General features: G+C 69.2%; 17 protein-coding genes. 10 read left to right on the top strand and 7 right to left on the bottom strand.

Annotated features, from left to right (window positions below; translation table 11 throughout):
* Positions 1-118: 118 nt before the first annotated feature.
* Positions 119-1363 carry a DUF5009 domain-containing protein gene (locus WG209_RS10430; protein WP_337174975.1) on the top strand — a complete coding sequence of 415 codons (1245 nt, stop codon included), beginning with the start codon at positions 119-121 and terminating at the stop codon, positions 1361-1363.
* A gap of 200 nt (positions 1364-1563) precedes the next feature.
* Entirely contained in the window at positions 1564-2415 is an 852-nt protein-coding gene (locus WG209_RS10425; RefSeq protein WP_337174974.1) for a hypothetical protein, read from the top strand.
* Positions 2416-2621: 206 nt separating this feature from the next.
* On the opposite strand, the gene WG209_RS10420 is transcribed toward WG209_RS10425, so the two are convergent.
* From WG209_RS10420 to WG209_RS10395, 6 genes are all read right to left on the bottom strand, one after another.
* Positions 2622-3029, bottom strand: a complete 408-nt coding sequence (locus WG209_RS10420; RefSeq protein WP_337174973.1) for a hypothetical protein — start codon at positions 3027-3029, stop codon at positions 2622-2624.
* Positions 3026-3685, bottom strand: a complete 660-nt coding sequence (locus tag WG209_RS10415) for a hypothetical protein (protein WP_337174972.1) — start codon at positions 3683-3685, stop codon at positions 3026-3028. The genes WG209_RS10420 and WG209_RS10415 overlap by 4 nt, the downstream gene beginning before the upstream one ends.
* 139 nt (positions 3686-3824) lie before the next feature.
* Positions 3825-4433, bottom strand: a complete 609-nt coding sequence (locus tag WG209_RS10410) for a sulfotransferase domain-containing protein (protein WP_337174971.1) — start codon at positions 4431-4433, stop codon at positions 3825-3827.
* Between the two features lie 75 nt (positions 4434-4508).
* The gene (locus WG209_RS10405) at positions 4509-4982 is read right to left on the bottom strand and encodes a putative molybdenum carrier protein (RefSeq protein ID WP_337174970.1); all 474 of its coding nucleotides are present in this window, start codon (positions 4980-4982) and stop codon (positions 4509-4511) included.
* A 40-nt stretch (positions 4983-5022) separates the two neighbouring features.
* Positions 5023-6306: a metallophosphoesterase gene (locus tag WG209_RS10400; RefSeq protein WP_337174969.1), complete on the bottom strand. Its 1284-nt coding sequence runs from the start codon at positions 6304-6306 to the stop codon at positions 5023-5025.
* Between the two features lie 18 nt (positions 6307-6324).
* On the bottom strand, positions 6325-7524 hold the full coding sequence (locus tag WG209_RS10395; RefSeq protein WP_337174968.1) for a DNA-binding transcriptional regulator: 1200 nt from the start codon (positions 7522-7524) through the stop codon (positions 6325-6327).
* A 273-nt stretch (positions 7525-7797) separates the two neighbouring features.
* On the opposite strand from WG209_RS10395, the gene WG209_RS10390 reads away from it, so the two are divergent.
* From WG209_RS10390 to WG209_RS10370, 5 genes are all read left to right on the top strand, one after another.
* Positions 7798-8856, top strand: coding sequence for a DUF1559 domain-containing protein (locus WG209_RS10390; protein WP_337174967.1), 1059 nt, complete (start codon positions 7798-7800; stop codon positions 8854-8856).
* Positions 8857-8924: 68 nt separating this feature from the next.
* Positions 8925-9461 carry a carboxypeptidase-like regulatory domain-containing protein gene (locus WG209_RS10385; protein ID WP_337174966.1) on the top strand — a complete coding sequence of 179 codons (537 nt, stop codon included), beginning with the start codon at positions 8925-8927 and terminating at the stop codon, positions 9459-9461.
* 515 nt (positions 9462-9976) lie between these two features.
* Positions 9977-11032 carry a DUF1559 domain-containing protein gene (locus tag WG209_RS10380; protein WP_337174965.1) on the top strand — a complete coding sequence of 352 codons (1056 nt, stop codon included), beginning with the start codon at positions 9977-9979 and terminating at the stop codon, positions 11030-11032.
* An 82-nt stretch (positions 11033-11114) separates the two neighbouring features.
* A complete protein-coding gene (locus WG209_RS10375; protein WP_337174964.1) occupies positions 11115-11642 on the top strand; it encodes a hypothetical protein in 528 nt (175 codons plus the stop codon).
* Positions 11639-12196, top strand: coding sequence for a hypothetical protein (locus WG209_RS10370; protein ID WP_337174963.1), 558 nt, complete (start codon positions 11639-11641; stop codon positions 12194-12196). Before WG209_RS10375 ends, WG209_RS10370 begins: the two co-directional genes overlap by 4 nt.
* 73 nt (positions 12197-12269) lie before the next feature.
* Here the strand turns inward: WG209_RS10370 and WG209_RS10365 are convergent, their stop codons facing one another.
* Entirely contained in the window at positions 12270-13565 is a 1296-nt protein-coding gene (locus WG209_RS10365; RefSeq protein WP_337174962.1) for a Gfo/Idh/MocA family oxidoreductase, read from the bottom strand.
* Positions 13566-14098: 533 nt separating this feature from the next.
* Here WG209_RS10365 and WG209_RS10360 point away from each other — a divergent pair.
* The 3 genes from WG209_RS10360 to WG209_RS10350 all read left to right on the top strand — a co-directional run bounded on the left by WG209_RS10360 (position 14099) and on the right by WG209_RS10350 (position 16849).
* Positions 14099-15187 carry a DUF1559 domain-containing protein gene (locus tag WG209_RS10360; RefSeq protein ID WP_337174961.1) on the top strand — a complete coding sequence of 363 codons (1089 nt, stop codon included), beginning with the start codon at positions 14099-14101 and terminating at the stop codon, positions 15185-15187.
* 59 nt (positions 15188-15246) lie between these two features.
* Positions 15247-15480 (top strand): hypothetical protein, encoded by a 234-nt coding sequence (locus tag WG209_RS10355; protein ID WP_337174960.1) that lies wholly within the window; start codon positions 15247-15249, stop codon positions 15478-15480.
* A 184-nt stretch (positions 15481-15664) separates the two neighbouring features.
* On the top strand, positions 15665-16849 hold the full coding sequence (locus WG209_RS10350; RefSeq protein ID WP_337174959.1) for an AAA family ATPase: 1185 nt from the start codon (positions 15665-15667) through the stop codon (positions 16847-16849).

Raw genomic sequence — 16849 nt, 5'->3', positions numbered from 1 at the left:
CCGCCTCATAGTGTCCCGAGGCCGGCCGGTTCTTTCACGAATTCCGGCCGCTCGCTTCGCCCCGGCCGACGCGGTATCGTGGCGCGGTCCCCTCGACCTCGTCCCGCGAGACCCCACGATGAGCACAGACGCGCCCCCCGTCGAGCCCGAGGCCCACGACGCGCCGGAAGTCGCGCCGGACCCCGCCGTCCTGCCCAAGGTCCGGCTGGATTCGATCGACGTCTTCCGCGGCCTGGTCATGTTCCTGATGATGGCCGAGGCCCTGCGGCTCGGGGCGATGGCCCGGAACTTCCCCGGCAGCTCGATCTGGGCGTTCCTGGCGCGTCATCAGGACCACGTCGCCTGGACCGGCTGCGTCGTCCACGACATGATCCAGCCGTCGTTCTCGTTCCTCGTCGGCGTGGCCCTGCCGTTCTCGATCGCGTCGCGCATGGCGAAGGGGCAGTCGCGGGGCCTGATGACGGCGCACGCGCTCTGGCGGGGGCTGGTCCTGGTGCTGTTGGGGGTCTTCCTGCGGTCGGTCGGTCGCGAGCAGACCAACTGGACGTTCGAGGACACGCTGTCGCAGATCGGCCTGGGGTATCCGATCCTGTTCTGGCTCGGCTGGAAGTCGCGGAAGTTCCAGGGCTGGGCGCTGGCGGTCGTGCTCGCCGGCTACTGGCTGCTGTTCGCCGCCTACCCCGCGCCGGGGCCGGACTTCGACTACCCCGCGCATGGCGTGGAAGCCGACTGGCCACACCTGATGACGGGGTTCGAGTCGCACTGGAACAAGAACAGCAACGCGGCGTGGGCGTTCGACGCCTGGTTCCTCAACCTGTTCCCGCGCCCGAAGCCGTTCGAGTACAACGGCGGCGGCTACGCCACGCTGAGCTTCATCCCGACCCTGGGGACGATGATCCTCGGGCTGCTCGCCGGCGGCCTGCTGCGAGAGCGCCGGCCGCCGTGGTCGAAGGTCGGGCTGCTGGTGGTCGCGGGCGTCCTCGCGACGGCCCTCGGCTGGGGGATCGCCGCGGCCGGCCTGGGCCCGATCGTCAAGCGGATCTGGACGCCCTCGTGGACGCTCTACTCGGGCGGCTTCTGCTTCCTGCTGCTGGCGGGATTCTACGCGGTGGTCGACGTGATCGGCCTGAAGTCGTGGGCGTTCCCGCTGCGCGTGATCGGCATGAACTCGATCGCCGCCTACTGCCTCGCCCACCTCGTCGAGAACTTCATCGTCGACGCCTTCCGCACCCACCTCGGCCCCGACGTCTTCCGGGCCTTCGGCGCCGAGTACGAGCCCCTCGCGCGGGGCGTCGCGACCTTGTCGATCCTGTGGCTTATCCTATTCTGGATGTACCGCCGGCGTCTGTTCCTCAAGGTCTGATCGGGAGGGTATCGACACGGCCCCGTTTTTGCTAATGTGGAGACTCCAGGCGATTCGCCCAGAGCCCACGACCGTTATAAATTTTCCATTTTGCTCGTTCCCCCCATGTTGTAGACTACCCTCGAACGTCTCTGAGGGCGTCGTGAGCGAGCAGCCTGGACGAGAGACGGTACACGGCGACGGACACCCGGAGGACAGTCATGCGGTTTCGAGTTAGCCTTGCTACGGTGGCCTGCCTGCTGACGGCGGCCTCGACGGCCTCGGCGTGCGGCACGTGTCACAAGGCCCCCCGGCCGGTCTACCAGACCGTGACGGAGATGGTGCCGTACACGGTCTACAAGAAGCAGGTGCGGATCGAGTACGACACGGTCCAGCAGACGGTGATGCGCCGCGTCCCGGTGACGACCTACGTCGACCGCCAGCGGGTGGTCTGCCGGCCGGTCACGGAGACGGTCGACGTCCCGGTCCAGCGGGTCGTGTGCAAGCCGGTCACCGAGACCGAGTACGTGACGCAGAACTACACGGTCTGCAAGCCGGTCCAGACGACGACCCAGGTGCAGACCTGCGAGTACGTCCCGACCACGCGGTACGTCACGGTGCCGGTGAAGAAGTGCGGCCTGCACCACAAGTCGGCCTGCGGCGAGTGCCGGGTCGTGGCCCAGACCTGCTACACGCCGGTCCCGACGGTCAAGGACGTGGTGACGACGACGTTCGTCCGCGAGACCCACTCGCAGCAGGTCCCGGTCACCCGGACCCGCTACGTGCAGGAGGTCGTGAACGAGGTCCAGAAGGTCACGCGGACCCGGATGGTGCAGGAGGTCGTGAACGAGCGCGTCCCCGTCACCAGCTGGACCTGCCAGCCCGAGGTCGTCACCAAGCGGGTCCCCCGCAAGGTCTGCGACGTCGTCCCGGTGACCTGCTACAAGAAGGTCAAGCGGAAGGTCCCGGTCGTCTGCGCCGCCCCGGTGCAGTACCAGTACGCCGCCCCGGTGCAGTACGCCGCGCCGCAGGCCGTCACCCCGGCTCCGCAGATCCCTTCGAAGCAGAGCTGACCGGCCCTCGCGACGACTGAAGGCATGAACGAGGCGGGGCCGTCCCAACCGGGGCGGCCCCGCCTTCGCGTTTCGAACTGGTCGCGACGCTCAGCGCGCCCCCCCATCCTCCGTCGAGTCCGCCCAGCGATCTTCCGCCCCGGCCGGCAAGGAGTCGCCCCCCGGGCCGATCAGCAGGCTCTCTCCTTTCGCGGCCCCGTCCGCGCTCAGAGATGCCGGCGCTCGACCTTGAGCCCCGCGCCTCCGGAGACCTCGAAGATCCGTTGGGAGGTCCCTTTCGCGTTCTCTACGATATCGGGCCACACCTTCACGAACTTCCAGGCCTGTTCCCTGTAGAGGTTCATGTGCATCCACTGGCTCGAAAGGCAGAAGAAGGTGAGCTTCGCCTCCCTCAGGGCCGCCAGTTCCGCCTTGTTCTTCAGGATGCGGCCGTCCCCGCTGACGACGATCCACGGAGAGTCATCGGCGGCCAGCGTCTGGATCCACTCCACGTCGGGCGTCGTCGGGGAGAATCGGCCGTCGTCGTAGTAGGAGACGACGGTATGATCTCGGTCCATCACGTCGACCATGCGCGCCAGGATAGCGGCCATGTTCCTGTCGAAGAAGAACCTCATGCCGCGAGGCTTCGCTCGAACTCGACGGCCGCCAGGACGTGCCTGGCGTTGATCCTGTACCAGTCCGCCACGAGTTCGGCGTCGCGATCGTTGGCCTCGTAGGCCGCGGCCAGCACGGCCGTCGCGATCCCGACCGGGTCGACGACGGGCTTGCCCAGGGAGATGGCGGGATCGACCACGACCTGATCGGCGATGCACCACCGCCGTGCCATGGCGGTGGCCTGGCTGTAGTCGATGCGTTCGAGGAAAGGGCGCAGGACATCCGGGAAGACGCGCTGACGCGAAAGGACGTCGATCATCTCTTCCCGGCCCAGGTCGTCCAGCCCGAGGGTGAAGACCTGCTTCCCTTGCGTCAGGATCTCCCGGCGGCAGAAGGGATGGCTCGTCCCAAGGTCGGCCTGGAGTCGTTGATGCACCTTGCGGAGGTTCTGGAGCGAGACGCCGCGGTCCCGGAGTTGTCCGGCGACGAACAGCTCGATGAGGTCATGAAAGCTGATCGCCCGGTCGCCGTCCACCGGCAAATAGTCGCCGCGGAAGACGGGTTTCCGGACTCCCACCTTACGCCCCTGGAACCACTCGCGGACGCGGGCCGGCCTGAGGCCGGTCAGGCGGGCCGCTTCCGAAAGGCCATACACCCCATGACCGAGGATGTTCATGAGGTCACCTCTCCATTGACCGACGGCGCGGAGTCTGGACGACCGCGCGGGACTAAGTGGGCGTCCCCATAATTATCCAAAGGCCGCCCCGGGAGGCCAAGGGTCGGGCGGTCCGGAATCGTCGGATTGAGGGTCGACCTCAGCCGGCGGGCTCGGCCTCCGGCTTGCGGTTGCGGTAGAGGCTGGGGTCGACGGCGGCGATCATCCTGGCTTCGTCGAGCCGGCCGCCGAAGAAGGCGTTGACGCGGGCGACCTCGGCCTGGGTGTTGGAGACCAGGTCGTGGTGGTGGACGACCAGGACGCGCATGTTTTCCTGCGTCGGCAGCCAGGCGTTCAGCTTCTCAAGGTGGGCGCGGAAGGCTCGCTTAATCTCCTCGCGAGGGGCGATGGGGCGGCCCAGGCGGGCGAGCATCTTCTCCTGGGACGCGAGCATCTCGTCGAAGTCGCGCCTCATGAAGACGACCCGGTAAGTCTCGTCCTTCGGCAGGTCGTACAGGAGCTGGGAGACCATCTTGAAGACCTTGCCCCGCGTCTCGGGGAGCCAGGAGGCGTCCTCCTTGATCTTCTTGACGATCTCGAACTCGTAGTAGCCGCGGGGGTTGTCCACGTCGGGGGAGCGGATGCCGTCGGAGACGGCCTCGATGCCGCCGTGGTCGAGCATCTGCATCATCAGCGACGTCCCCGAGCGCGGCAGCCCCGAGACGATCACGATCTCCCGGTCCCGATCCGCCACCGTCTGCGCCTTCATGTCCGGCCACCTCCGCGTAAGATCCGTTCCTCGGCCGGATTCTATCGCGTCGACGCCGATCGAGACATACGAATCCTAGCCGCCCCCGCGGCGCCGCAGCGCCACGAAGGTCCGGCCGAGGAACGACTCGACGGCCGCCCCGACGCCCGGCCGCTCGGATTCGCGGTCGCCGGAGACGACCAGGACGCGGATCTCGAAGACGTCCAGCCATCCCGCGAGCTTGGCCGGGGGCGTGTATCCCACGTCGACGACGAAGGAGGGCTTCGACAGCTCCTCGCAGGCGGCGAACGCCTGGCGGGCCTCGGGCGATTCCGGGTCGCCGAACCAGGCGAGGCCGCCGGCGCGGCGGAGGTTGGCCCGGATCCGCCGGGCGTCGTCGAACGGGAACTCCACCGCGCCGTGGAGCTGGCCCAGCCGGGCCGCCGGGCCGGCCTCGGTCCGGAACCCGCGCGGCATGTAGCCGCCGGTCGCGACCCCGGCCCGACGGGCCGCGGCCCACGCCCCTTGATCCGCGCCGGTCTCGCCGCCGGTGACGACGCGCTCGATCATCTCGACGGCTCCCGGCGCGGGGCGCCCGCGAATGGCTGGCTCAGGGCTTCTCCCAGGAATGCTCCGCGCCGACCCCGCCGTCGGAGTGGAACCGGCGGACGCGCAGGGTCGTCGGCGAGGCGTCGACGCGCTGGACGGTCGCCCTCGCCAGCGGGTGGGCGTCGCCCACGAAGACGTGGTACTGGAAGCCCTTCGACGGGTCGGGGTGGGGCGGGATCACCTCGGCGCGGTGGTTGTGGGCCGCGACGACGAGGTCGACCTTGCCCGCGTCGAAGAGTGGGCCGAATAGTTTCTCGACGCGGATCGGGCCATGCCACTTCTTGTCGGCCGGGGTGCGATAGTCGGGCGGGATGTGCTGGACGACGACGTGCCACGGGGCCGCCTTGTAGGCGTCGGAGGCGACCTCGGCGGCGAGCCAGTCGCGCTGTTCCTCCATGTAGGCGTCGAAGTCGACGAGGCCGGAATACTCGGGGCTCTCGTCGGGCTTGTCCTCCCCGGTGTCGAGCAGCAGGACCCGCGTCGGACCGAAGGTCATCGCGGCGTAGTAGCGATCCTCGGGCAGGACGAGGTACTCGTGCAGCCGCCGGGCCATCGCGCCTCGGGTCTCGTGGTTGCCCCGGAGGAAGAAGGAGGGGATGCCCTTCGACGCGAACCAGGCCATCGGCAACAGGAGGCTTTCGACCACCTGCTTCTCGGTCATCGGGTCGGTGAGGATGTCGCCGTTGAGGACGATGAACTCGAAGCCGTCGCCGGCCAGGGGGGTGAGCAGGGGGTAGAACTGGATCCTGTCGTGGACGTCGTTGAAGACGACGAACGAAGAAGAGCCGTCGTCGCGACGGAGCGGCGAGACGCGGATCTCGGCCGACGCGACCGGCTCGCCGTACTCCACCTTGTAGGGCTCGAACTTCGTGATGGGGCGGGAGACGGCCCGCAGGCGCAACGGCTTCGTCGGGTCGTAACCCTTCAGCACGGCCTTCTGGACCGTCGAATTCGCCTGGACCAGCCCGTACCGCGAGGAGGTCGACCGCTTCCAAGACGACTCGGCGGCCTCGCCCGGCTCCTGCGTCCACTCGACGACGCCGTCGGCGGCGACGGCCGTCATCCAGCCGACCCCGACGGAGTCGCCGGAGAGCACCTGGACCCACGGCGGCACCGCGATCAGGCCGTCCCCCTTCAGCCCCAGGATCTCCGCGCGGGCGGCGTCCTCGGCGGCGGTCCGCTGCTGGGCGCGGGCGGCGGCCGGCGCGAGGCCGATCGCCAGGGCCAGGGCCAGCGATAGGGCCGGCGCGATCGGCGACGGGCGAGACCGGCGGTCGTTCGTCATGGCGTTCTCCGGGGCGGGTCAGGAGGCGGCGTCGGGCCTGCGGGAGCGGGAATGCTGGCGGCGGTAGGCGGCGGGCGAGAGCCCGGTGGCTCGGCGGAAGACGGTCGACATGTACCCAAGATACGCGAACCCCGAGCGCCGGGCGATGTCCTCGTAGCCCAGCTCGGTCTCGATCAGCAGTCGCTCGACCAGGCGGATGCGCTCGCGGGCGATGGTCTCGTGGATCGTCCGGCCCAGCTCCTCGCGGAAGAGGCGCTGGAGCTTGGAGCGCGAGACGGTGACGGAGTCGAGCACGTCGTCGACCCGGATGCCGCGGCAGGCGTGCTCGCGGATGTAGCGGACGGCCTCGGCCAGGCAGGGGTCGGCGATGGCGGTGAACTCGGACGAGCGGCGGACGGCGACCCCCAGCGGCGGGACGATCACGGTCGAGCGGCCGACGCGGTCGCCGCGCATCAGGCGGTCGAGCCGGGCGGCGGCCTCGTAGCCGATCGTGCGGCAATCGGGGATGACGCTGGAGAGGGCGGGGTGGGCCAGCTCGCAGGCGATGGGGTCGTCGTCGGCGCCGACGACCGCCACCTCGTCCGGCACCGAGACCCCCGCGCGTCGGCAGGCCTCCAGCGCCTGGACGCCGCGGAAGTCGTTGCAGGCCATCAGTCCCAGCGGCTTGGGGAGCGAGGCGATCCAGCGCGAGGCGGTCTCCATCTCCTCCTCCCACGCCGGGATCTGGTGCCCCCACGACGCCTTCTGGCCGCCGCGGTAGAGCCGGCACTCGAAGCCCTCGCGGCGGACGCGCGCGGCGAAGCCCTGGTAATTGGCCGTCGACCAGCGGAAGCCCAGGTAGCCGAAGAAGGCGAAGCGCCGGAAGCCCCGCTCCAGCAGGTGCTCGGCGGCCAGCGCGCCGATGGCGCGATGGTCGCTCTGGACGTGCGGGCGGCCCCCCTGGTCGTCCAGGTCGACGGTCGGCATCCGGGGCGAGGCGGGGCCCGCCGGCCGCGAGACCGAGAGGATGACCCCGTCGCCGTCCCACGACTCGAGCCAGGCGGGGAACGGATCCTGCCGCGAGCGCGGCTCCAAATAGAAGCTCCAGGGCCCATGCTCGCGCGAGTACCTCGCGACCCCTTCCAGGATGCGACGGCCGTACGCCATCGACGTCTGGACCACCAGCGCGACGTGGGGGGGCTCGCCGGCGGGGCGGCGGGATCTCGCGCGGTCGGGCATGACACCGCCTTTCCTCGGGGCCGGCCGGATCGGCCTCCCGAGGCCCGCCCGACCGGCTCGCCATCTTACGTTCATGGGCCCAGACCGACAACCGCCGCCATGGACCGAATATTGGAAAAGGGATGTCGGATATTGCATTGTGGGCGGCCCATGCGTGGCCTATTTTTGAGCACGCATTGCATCTCCCCCTCCTGGGCCGTCCCTCCCAACGTCGCGACCTCCCACGCGGCGCCCGGCCCTCGCGTCCCTTCTTCTCAGCCGAGGAGCGCCTCCGTGACGACCGTCCCATGCCCTCGCCGCGCACGAAGCGGCTTCACGCTGATCGAGCTGTTGGTGGTCATCGCGATCATCGCCGTCCTCATCGCCCTCTTGCTCCCCGCCGTCCAGGCGGCGCGCGAGGCCGCCCGCCGGTCCCAGTGCGTCAACAACCTGAAGCAGATCGGGCTGGCGATGCACAACTACGAGAGCTCGACCACCTCGTTCCCGCCGGCGAAGCTCTACTCGGCCACGGCCGGGGCCATGCCTTCCAACGACCCGGGGAACCAGGGGTTGGTGCTCAACACGACCGCGTTCGTCCTGATCCTGCCGTACATCGAGCAGGGGACGATGGCCAACGCGTACAACTACAGCCTCCCCTCCTGCCCGGCGACGAACGCCGCCCCCAACACCAACCCGGTCGGCGGGGCGACCTCGTATTTGGCCAACACGACGGTGACCTCGGCGAACCTGGCGGCCTACCTCTGCCCCTCGGACGCCCCGATCGCCCCCCGCAACCCCACCGCCGCGACGGCCATCGGCCCTTACAACGGATTCCTATCGGCCCGCGGCAACTACGTCCTGCCGTGCGGGCGCTACTACGAGGCCTACAACGGCCGCTGGCAGGGGGGCGCGACCCCGCGCGACGGCGGGATCTTCTCCGGCACCGACGTCGCCGCCAAGATCTCCTCGGTCAGCGACGGCCTGAGCAACACCTTGCTGGTGATGGAGTCGGTCCAGCAGAAGACCAACAGCGATTACGGCCCGTACTGGGGCCAGGGGCTCTGGACTTCCACCCACGCGATCGTCTACGACGCCAACCCGCTCAACACGGCCTCCTACAGCGTCAACTGGTCGTCCACGATGCCCAACGGCCCGGCGACCGTGACGCAGTTCGCGAACAACCCCCGGCGGCTGGGCTACGCCTGGGCGATCAGCAGCCAGCACGCCGGCGGCATCAACGCCGCCTTCGCCGACGGCAGCGTGAAGTTCATCAAGAACTCCGTCAACCCGTCGACCTGGTTCGCCATCAACACGCTCGGCAACGGCGAGGTCGTCAGCTCGGATTCCTTCTGAGCCGGCCGTCCACCACCCGGTCCGCGCGACTCTCCTCGCGCCCGCCCCCGCACGCCAAGGAGTCCACGATGCCCCGGAACCGATCCCGCTCGCTCGCCGCGGCCCTGTTCATGGCCGCGGCGTCCGCGGCCACCGTCGGATGCGACTCGGGCCCCGCCCTCGTGACGGTCACCGGGACCGTCACGATGGAGGGCAAGCCCGTCAGCCACGCCGCCGTCCAGTTCAGCCCGAACCCCTCGAACGCCGTCGTCCTGCCCGGCGAGGCCGTCACCGACGCGGACGGCCACTACAGGCTGATCTCCGACGAGCGCAACGGCGCCGTCCCGGGCAAGTACCACGTCGTCATCAGCCGCGCCGCGGGCGAGCCCCCGTCCGCCCCGCTCCCCTCGGAGGCCAGCGAGGCGTTCAAGGATGACCCGTTCATGGCCGCCCTCTCCAGCGGCGCGGGGTCGGGCGCCCCGGCGGCCGCGAAGAAGTCGAAGAAGGGCCCCATCGTCCCCGACGCGGGCACGGAGTTCACCTTCGACATCGAGGTCGCCGGCAAGGGCGGCGCGATCGATTTCGTCATCAAGCCGGAGGTCGCCAAGACCGCCTCCCGCCCCTGACCCCACGAGGCCGGGCTCGCCCGCCCGGCCATCCCGCCCGCCCCGCCCCGCCCCGCCGGCCTCCGGCCCGGGGCGGGGTTCCCCTCGATCGACCCGCGTCTGTCCCCTCGCCGTCCCGGCCAGGACCATCCCACGCGTCCGGCCCCCGGGCCGCCTCGACCGCCCGGGGCCGCCACCGCCGCGAGACGGCTTCCATCTCATCCTCCCGCGTTGGGGACCCGCGCCCCACGACGCCTCCCGCCCCCCGGTTCCCCCGGACGGAGCCCCCTCCACGGGGGGCCAATCCGACGGGACCTCCGGCTCGCCATCCCGATTCGGGGCTCGCGAGCGGCGAAGCGCGCCATCGACCGAAAATTGGAAAAGGGATGTCGGATATTGAATTGTGGACGGGCCGTCGGTGGCCTATTTTTGAGCACGCTTTCGCACTTCGCTTTCATGGGCCGTCCCTCCTTGCGTCGCGATCTCCCGCGCGGCGCCACGGTCCCCGCGTCCCTTCTTCAGTCAAGGAGCGCCCCGTGACGACCAGCCCGTCCCCCCGCCGCGTTCGAAGTGGCTTCACGCTGATCGAGTTGTTGGTGGTCATCGCGATCATCGCCGTGCTGATCGCCCTGCTATTGCCCGCGGTCCAGGCGGCGCGCGAGGCCGCCCGCCGCGCCCAATGCGTCAACAATCTGAAGCAGATGGGCCTGGCGATGCACAACTACGAGAGTTCGGTCGGGGCATTCCCGCCCCCAAAGATCTTCTCCGGGAGCTGCCTCTACACCAACCCCGGAGGCCGGGTCCTCAACACCACGGTCTTCGCCCTGATCCTGCCTTACTTCGAGCAGACCGCCCTGGCCAACGCCTATAACTACAGCCAGGCCTCGAACAACACCAACTTCGGCGCGGGCGGGAACACCGTCGTCGTCGGGTCGGATCTGGTCAACACCACGGTCGTCTCCACGATGATCTCCTCGCTCTGGTGCCCCAGCGACATCGAGCCCGACCTGGCGACCGACACGAACACCTCGCCGACGTGGCCCTACCGCCGCATCAGCGCCCGCCGGTCGAACTACCAGGTGAACACGACCATCTACACCGACTATTACTGCCCCGGCAGCGGGTCGAACACCTTCAGCCCGAACAGCGCCCAGCGGGGGCCGTTCTTCATCGACCTGGCGACGACGATCTCGGCGATCACCGACGGGACGAGCAACACGTTCCTCGGCGGGGAGTCGCTCAACGGCGTCGCGAAGTACGACCAGGGGGCCGCCGGCTCGCCCCCGCGGTTCGGGCCCTACTGGGGCTCCGGGACCCACACGGCCGTCCAGGGCCGGATCGTCCCCCCCACGTCGTCCGACGTGCTTCCGTACATGCCCAACGGCGTGTCGGGCTACCTCTATCCGGCCGCCAGCGCGTTCGGCCGGCGGGCCCCTTACGCCTGGGTCTACTCCAGCCGGCACGGCGGCGGCGTGAACATGCTCATGGCCGACGGCAGCGTCCGGTTCATCAAGAACTCCATCAGCCCCTACACCTGGTGGGCCGCGGCCACGATGGCCGGCGGCGAAGTCGTCAGCGCCGACTCCCTCTGATCCGCGGGAACCTGGACCTTCGACAACGCGGGGCGGCGGGCCGCGAGGCCGCGCCGCCCCGCCCCCATCCCGGGAGCCCCCAATGAGCCCGCTGCAGATCGCCCGACGCCTCGCCCTCCTGGCACCCCTCGCGCTCGCCGGTTGCGGCGACCCCGAGGATTCCTACCCGCTGGTCCCCGTCACCGGCAAGGTCACCCGCGACGGCGGCTTCGTCTCCGGTGCCTCCGTCTCCTTCCTCCCCGACCCGGGGAACTCCTACCAGACCCCCGGCGGCGCGACGACCGACTCCTCCGGCGTCTTCGTCGCCCGGTTCCGCGACCGCGACGGCCTGGCGCTCGGCAAGTACAAGGTGCTCGTCATCCCCGACGACGAGACCCCCGACGTCGAGGTCGACGCCTCCGTGGAGGAGGCCTTCAAGGACGACCCGATCATGCTCCGCGAGATGAAGCGCGCCGGCGGCCAGGGCGGCAGGAAGCGCAAGCCCCCCGCGGCGTCGCGCAAGGCCGAGTTCGACGTCGAGGTCGTCTCCGGCGGCCTCGAGCGCGACTTCGAACTGAAGCAGGGGGCCTCCCAGCAGGCCGAGGCCGACGGGAAGGGGGCCCGCCGATGATCCGCGCCGGGATCGCGGCCTGCCTGCTCGCCGCCGCCGTCGCGTCCCCGGGCTGCGGCGACGGCGAGCCCGTCGACGAGATCGGGGACCGCCTGGCCCAGCTCGAGAACCTCGTCCCGGCCTCGGGCGTCGTCCGGGTCGACGGCAAGCCGGCGCCGGGCGTGGTCATCGCCCTGTTCTCCGGCTCCTGGGCCCCCGCGCACGGCGAGACCGACGAGGAGGGCCGCTACACCCTGGAGACCGCCGCCCGACCCGGGGCCGTCCCGGGGACGTACAAGGTGACGCTCAGCCGGCTGATCTCCACCGACGGGGTGGTCCTCGGCCTCGCCGATCGGAGCGGCTTCACCCCCAACCCGGCCGTCGCGACCGCGACCGAGGAGATGCCCGCCGACCTCGCCTCCATGGATCGCACGGCCCTCACCGTGACCATCCCCCCCGGCGGCTCCGAATCCCTCGACTTCAACGTCGAGGCCCCGCCGAAACCCGAAGCCGAAACCGAAGCCCCCGCCACGCCCGCCGAGGCCGGGGCGACGCCCGCGACGACCCCCGAATGATGACGCCGCCTGGTCCCGGTCGTCCCGGCCGAGGGGGCCCCACGCCCCCCTCGGCCGCTTTTCTTCCGGAGGCTCAGGACCCTGCCGGAGCTTCCGGGAGCTTCCACGGGCTGCGATAGGGCCGCGAGAGCATCGCGGCGGCCTCGGCGTCGTCGGGGATCGTCTCGGCGGCGGGATCCCAGGCGATCTTGCGGCCGGAGCGGATCGCGATGTTCCCCAGGTGGCAGACCGTCGCCGAGCGATGGCCGATCTCCACGTCGCAGATCGGCTTCTCGCGCGACTTGACGCAGTCCAGCCAGTTCTGGTGGTGGTCGTCGCTGACGTACAGCGGCACGCGCCCCTCGCCTTCCCGCGCCTTGAGGATCTCGGGGTCGCTGGCCTCGATCCCCCCGCGCCAGACGCCGATGGTCCCGCGCTCGCCCTCGAACTCGACCGATCGGCCCTTCCCCTCCCCCTGGAGGCAGACGAGCTTCACGCCGTCGTCATATGTGTACTCGATGCGGCTGGTCTCGGCGACCTCGTACCAGCCCCCCTCGTGGAACGTGGCGGTCGCCTCGATCGCGACCGGCCCGGAGTCGTCGCGGCCCAGGCCCCACTGGGCGATGTCCAGGTGGTGCGCCCCGAAGTTGGTCATCTGCCCGCCGGAGTAGTCCCAGAAGAACCGGAACAGGTAGTGGACCCGCTTGGCGTTGTACGGCCGCTCGGGGGCGGGGCCGAGCCAGGTCTCGTAGTCCAGCTCGGCCGGGGCCGCGGAATCGGCGACGGGCGGGCCGTCGAAGTTGACCCGCGGCAGGAGCGTCCGGACCTCGGAGATCTTCCCCAGCCGGCCGCCGCGGACCAGCTCGCAGGCCAGGCGGAAGTTCCCGTCCGAGCGCTGCTGGCTGCCGGTCTGGATCACGCGCCCGGTCGCGCGGGCGACCTCGACCATGCGACGCCCCTCGGCGACGGTGAGGGTCAGGGGCTTCTCGCAGTAGACGTCCTTGCCCGCAAGGCAGGAGTCGATGGTGGCCAGGGCGTGCCAGTGGTCGGGCGTGGAGACGACGACGCCGTCGATGGAGGGGTCTTCCAGCATCTTGCGGTAGTCGCGGAAGACCGCGGCGTCGCCGCCGGCCTTCTCGACGACTTTCGCGGCCCCAGCGACGTGGTTCGCGTCCACGTCCGCCAGCGCGACGACCTCGACGCCCGGCCGCTTCAGCAGCTCCTTCAGGTTCGCCGTCCCCTGGCGGCCGACCCCCACGAATCCCAGCCGGATCCGCTCCGACGGCGCCCACGCCCCGCGCGACCGGCCCGTCATCACCAGCGGGAACGCGCACGCCGCGCCGACGCCCTTGAGGAACCCTCGCCGACTCGCACCCCGGTACTCAGCCATGTCTCGCCTCCGGTGTCGCCGCCCGAATCCAGGCCCGTGAAGGCCCACATTGTGAGGCCGCGATCCGCGCCATGCAACCCGACGACGAGAAGCCGACGATGCCGTCGGGAAAATACCGACCGAATCGTCAATTCGGCCCCTCGATTTCATCTACTCTGAGCGCCTCGCGGCCCGCCCGCGACTCCGACGGCGCCGTCAAAAAAATACCGACCGAATCGCCGGCGTCGCGCCTCGACTCCCCTCGCGACGGCCGCCGATCGGCCCTCCCACGGAATTGACGGTGCCGTCAAAAAAATACCGACCGCAACATCGACCGCCTCCCCGGAATCCTCCCAAGACGCTTCCTATACAGGGCTTATAAAATCGACGCCCGCGCCAGAAAAATACCAACCGAAACGTCGATTCCCGCCCTTGATCTTCTCACATGAGGAAGACATCATATGGGCTCCTCCCACTACTCGGAGACCAGCGAGGCCTTTCCAACCGTCGCGTGACGGGAGCGGAAGGCATCGCGGATCAGAGAGACGAATCAAGTGATTTCGCCTCAGTTTGACCGGACGCGGCGCTCGGCCTTCACCCTCATCGAGCTGCTCGTCGTGATCGCGATCATCGCCGTGCTGATCGCGCTGCTGCTGCCGGCCGTCCAATCCGCCCGCGAGGCCGCCCGCCGCGCCCAGTGCACGAACAACCTGAAGCAGATGGGGCTGGGCGTCGCCAACTTCGAATCATCCAACGGGCACCTGCCCCAGGGGCCCTACGACGGGGCTCCCAAGTTCAACCTGACGCAGTACGACCAGAGCAGCGTGGACGTCTGCTGCAACGCCGCGCACCCCAACGGCTGGAACCACTTCTTCAAGATCCTGCCGTACATGGAGCAGCAGCCGCTCTACAACCTGGCCAACTTCTCGATGGAGCCGGACGCCAGCGACGCCCGCCTGGCGTACAACAACGAGGTGCAGATCGCCGCGACGGTGGTCCCGGGCTTCCTCTGCCCGACCCGCCGCACGAACTCGGTCTACGGCTCCAACCCGCCGACCAGCCGGATCGACTACGCCGGCAGCGCCGGGTTCCGCCAGGGCCCTTACATCAGCTGCGGCGGGGACGACTTCATCCCGGCCGCCCCCAACGGGATGGCCCCGTCCCTGGGGATCCGCTCGCCGGCCAGCGGCGGGATCAACCGCGGCGACCGCGCCGGCTACAAGGGCGCGATCGTCTGGTCCGGCAAGGGCGCCAAGCGCTACTGGGGCGACTTCAAGGACGGCCTGTCCAACTCGATCGTCTTCGCGGAGAAGAGCCTGCCGACCACGAGGCAGGGGAACGACGGCGGGGACAACGAGCGCTGGCAGAACAGCGGCTGGGACGAGGATTGCATCCGCTGGCACTTCTTCCCGATCTCGGACCATCAGTCCCCCGCGCTGAACGGGGCCTGCTCCACCCCCTCGAGCCCGAACACCGGCTCGACCCTCTGGCGCCACCAGTTCGGCGGGCCCCACCCCGGGGGCGTGAACGCCCTGCTGGGCGACGGCTCGGTGCGGTTCATCAAGAACTCGGTCAACCCGACGACGTTCCGGAAGCTGACCGTCATCGACGACGGCGAAGTCCTCAGCTCCGACGAGTTCTGACCCGCCCGGCCCCGCCGGGACGACCGGCGGGGCCGACCTCACGCCAAGGAACATCGACCGTGAACACCTTGAATCGTCTCACCATGGCCGCCGTCGTGGCGGCGGCGCTCGCCCTCTGCCTCGGCTGCGGCGGGGAAGAAGGGCCTGGCTATCTCAAGAACCCCGGCGAGGCCCCCCCCCTGAGCGCCGACCAGCACTCCGCGGCGGCAGCCGAGGATCGGGCCGTCGCCGACGAGGAGAGGGCGGCGGCCGCGCAAGACCTGCCGAAGGCCAGGAGCAGGTCGGGTCGCTGAGCGTCCCCGGCCGATTCGATCGCCCCCAAGGCCCCCGGCGCGTCGCGAGACGCCCCGGGGGCCGTGTTGTCGCCCCATCGAAGATCGCCGAACGATACCGCTCGCGCCTTCTTCGATTCCTCGGGCTCCATCCGGATGTTATCCTGGATCCGAGCGATCAGCCGGGTCTCGGGAGTCATGGGCCATGATGCGGATTAGTCGAATGGAGGTCGACAACTTCAAGTCGCTCGTCGACTTCTCGCTCGACCTCCCGAAATTCACCTGCCTGATCGGCCTTAATGGCGCGGGGAAGTCGACCATCCTCCAATGCCTGGACTTCCTCTCCAGGCTCGTCGTTAGGGATGGACTGGATCCATGGTTCGACGAACGAGGATGGAAATCGCGAGATCTCCTGTCTCGCTTGTCCGGACGGTCGGAATCCATCGACTTCAAGGTGAAGTTTGTCGATGCGAGTCAAACCCTCGTGGGGCACTGGAGGGGTCGGTACGATCCTGGCGTCAACGCCTGCCGCGACGAGTCGGTTGATATCGGCGGCTGGACCCTCTCGACCGTGGGCGACCGCGAGGTGACGATCCATAAACCCGGGGCCGAGCCTCAGACGGAACGGATCAGCTTCGTCTATGAGGGCTCGATCCTCTCCCAGATCAGGGAAGAACTGCTTCCCGCCGAGATCCTCCAACTAAAAGGACTGATCGCCGGGATTCAAGCGCTGGACCAATTGTCGCCGAACGAATTGCGACGCCGAGCCCGCGAGGCTTCCGGGACGCTCGGGGCGGGGGGCAGAAATCTATCCGCGTTGATTCATGAGATGTCGGAAGTTGAGCGCAAGGCTCTCGTCGAGCGGATGCGGAAGGCTTACCCCCGCCTTAATGAACTAGTCACCACGCAGCTCCAGGCGGGGTGGAAGCAGCTCGAGATCCTCGAGGATTACGAGACGACGTCGCCGGGCCATCTCTTCGAGGGCCCTCTGGCCACGGAGGCCCGCCACATCAACGACGGCCTCCTACGCGTGCTGGCCGTGTTCGCCGAACTCCAGTCGCGGCATCCGGTCGCGCTGTTCGACGAGATCGAGAACGGCATCAACCCGGAGTTGGTTGAACTCGTGATGGATTCGCTGGTCCAGGCCCCCAAGCAGATCGTCGTCACGACGCACAGCCCCATGATCCTAAATTACCTCGAGGACGAGGTAGCCAAGGAGAGCGTGCTGTACATCTACAAGAAGGCCGACGGGATCACCCGCTCGATCCCGTTCTTCGACATCCCGTCGATCGGCGAAAAGCTCCGCTTCATGGGGCCTGGAGAGGCCTTCGTTGACACGGATCTGCTCCGGCTCGGAGAGGAGATCGACGCCATCTCCGGGGCCTTCTGA

This window comes from Paludisphaera sp. (assembly GCF_037189885.1).
In the GTDB taxonomy this organism is placed as follows: Bacteria; Planctomycetota; Planctomycetia; order Isosphaerales; family Isosphaeraceae; genus Paludisphaera.
The sequence above is the reverse complement of the archived record's forward strand: the minus strand, read 5'-3'. Positions and strand labels throughout refer to the sequence as shown.

Coding starts and splice junctions, on each gene's coding strand:
- WG209_RS10430 (WP_337174975.1), top strand. CDS start 119: ATGAGCACAGACGCGCCCCCCGTCGAGCCCGAGGCCCACGACGCGCCG.
- WG209_RS10425 (WP_337174974.1), top strand. CDS start 1,564: ATGCGGTTTCGAGTTAGCCTTGCTACGGTGGCCTGCCTGCTGACGGCG.
- WG209_RS10420 (WP_337174973.1), bottom strand. CDS start 3,029: ATGAGGTTCTTCTTCGACAGGAACATGGCCGCTATCCTGGCGCGCATG.
- WG209_RS10415 (WP_337174972.1), bottom strand. CDS start 3,685: ATGAACATCCTCGGTCATGGGGTGTATGGCCTTTCGGAAGCGGCCCGC.
- WG209_RS10410 (WP_337174971.1), bottom strand. CDS start 4,433: ATGAAGGCGCAGACGGTGGCGGATCGGGACCGGGAGATCGTGATCGTC.
- WG209_RS10405 (WP_337174970.1), bottom strand. CDS start 4,982: ATGATCGAGCGCGTCGTCACCGGCGGCGAGACCGGCGCGGATCAAGGG.
- WG209_RS10400 (WP_337174969.1), bottom strand. CDS start 6,306: ATGACGAACGACCGCCGGTCTCGCCCGTCGCCGATCGCGCCGGCCCTA.
- WG209_RS10395 (WP_337174968.1), bottom strand. CDS start 7,524: ATGCCCGACCGCGCGAGATCCCGCCGCCCCGCCGGCGAGCCCCCCCAC.
- WG209_RS10385 (WP_337174966.1), top strand. CDS start 8,925: ATGCCCCGGAACCGATCCCGCTCGCTCGCCGCGGCCCTGTTCATGGCC.
- WG209_RS10375 (WP_337174964.1), top strand. CDS start 11,115: ATGAGCCCGCTGCAGATCGCCCGACGCCTCGCCCTCCTGGCACCCCTC.
- WG209_RS10370 (WP_337174963.1), top strand. CDS start 11,639: ATGATCCGCGCCGGGATCGCGGCCTGCCTGCTCGCCGCCGCCGTCGCG.
- WG209_RS10365 (WP_337174962.1), bottom strand. CDS start 13,565: ATGGCTGAGTACCGGGGTGCGAGTCGGCGAGGGTTCCTCAAGGGCGTC.
- WG209_RS10350 (WP_337174959.1), top strand. CDS start 15,665: ATGATGCGGATTAGTCGAATGGAGGTCGACAACTTCAAGTCGCTCGTC.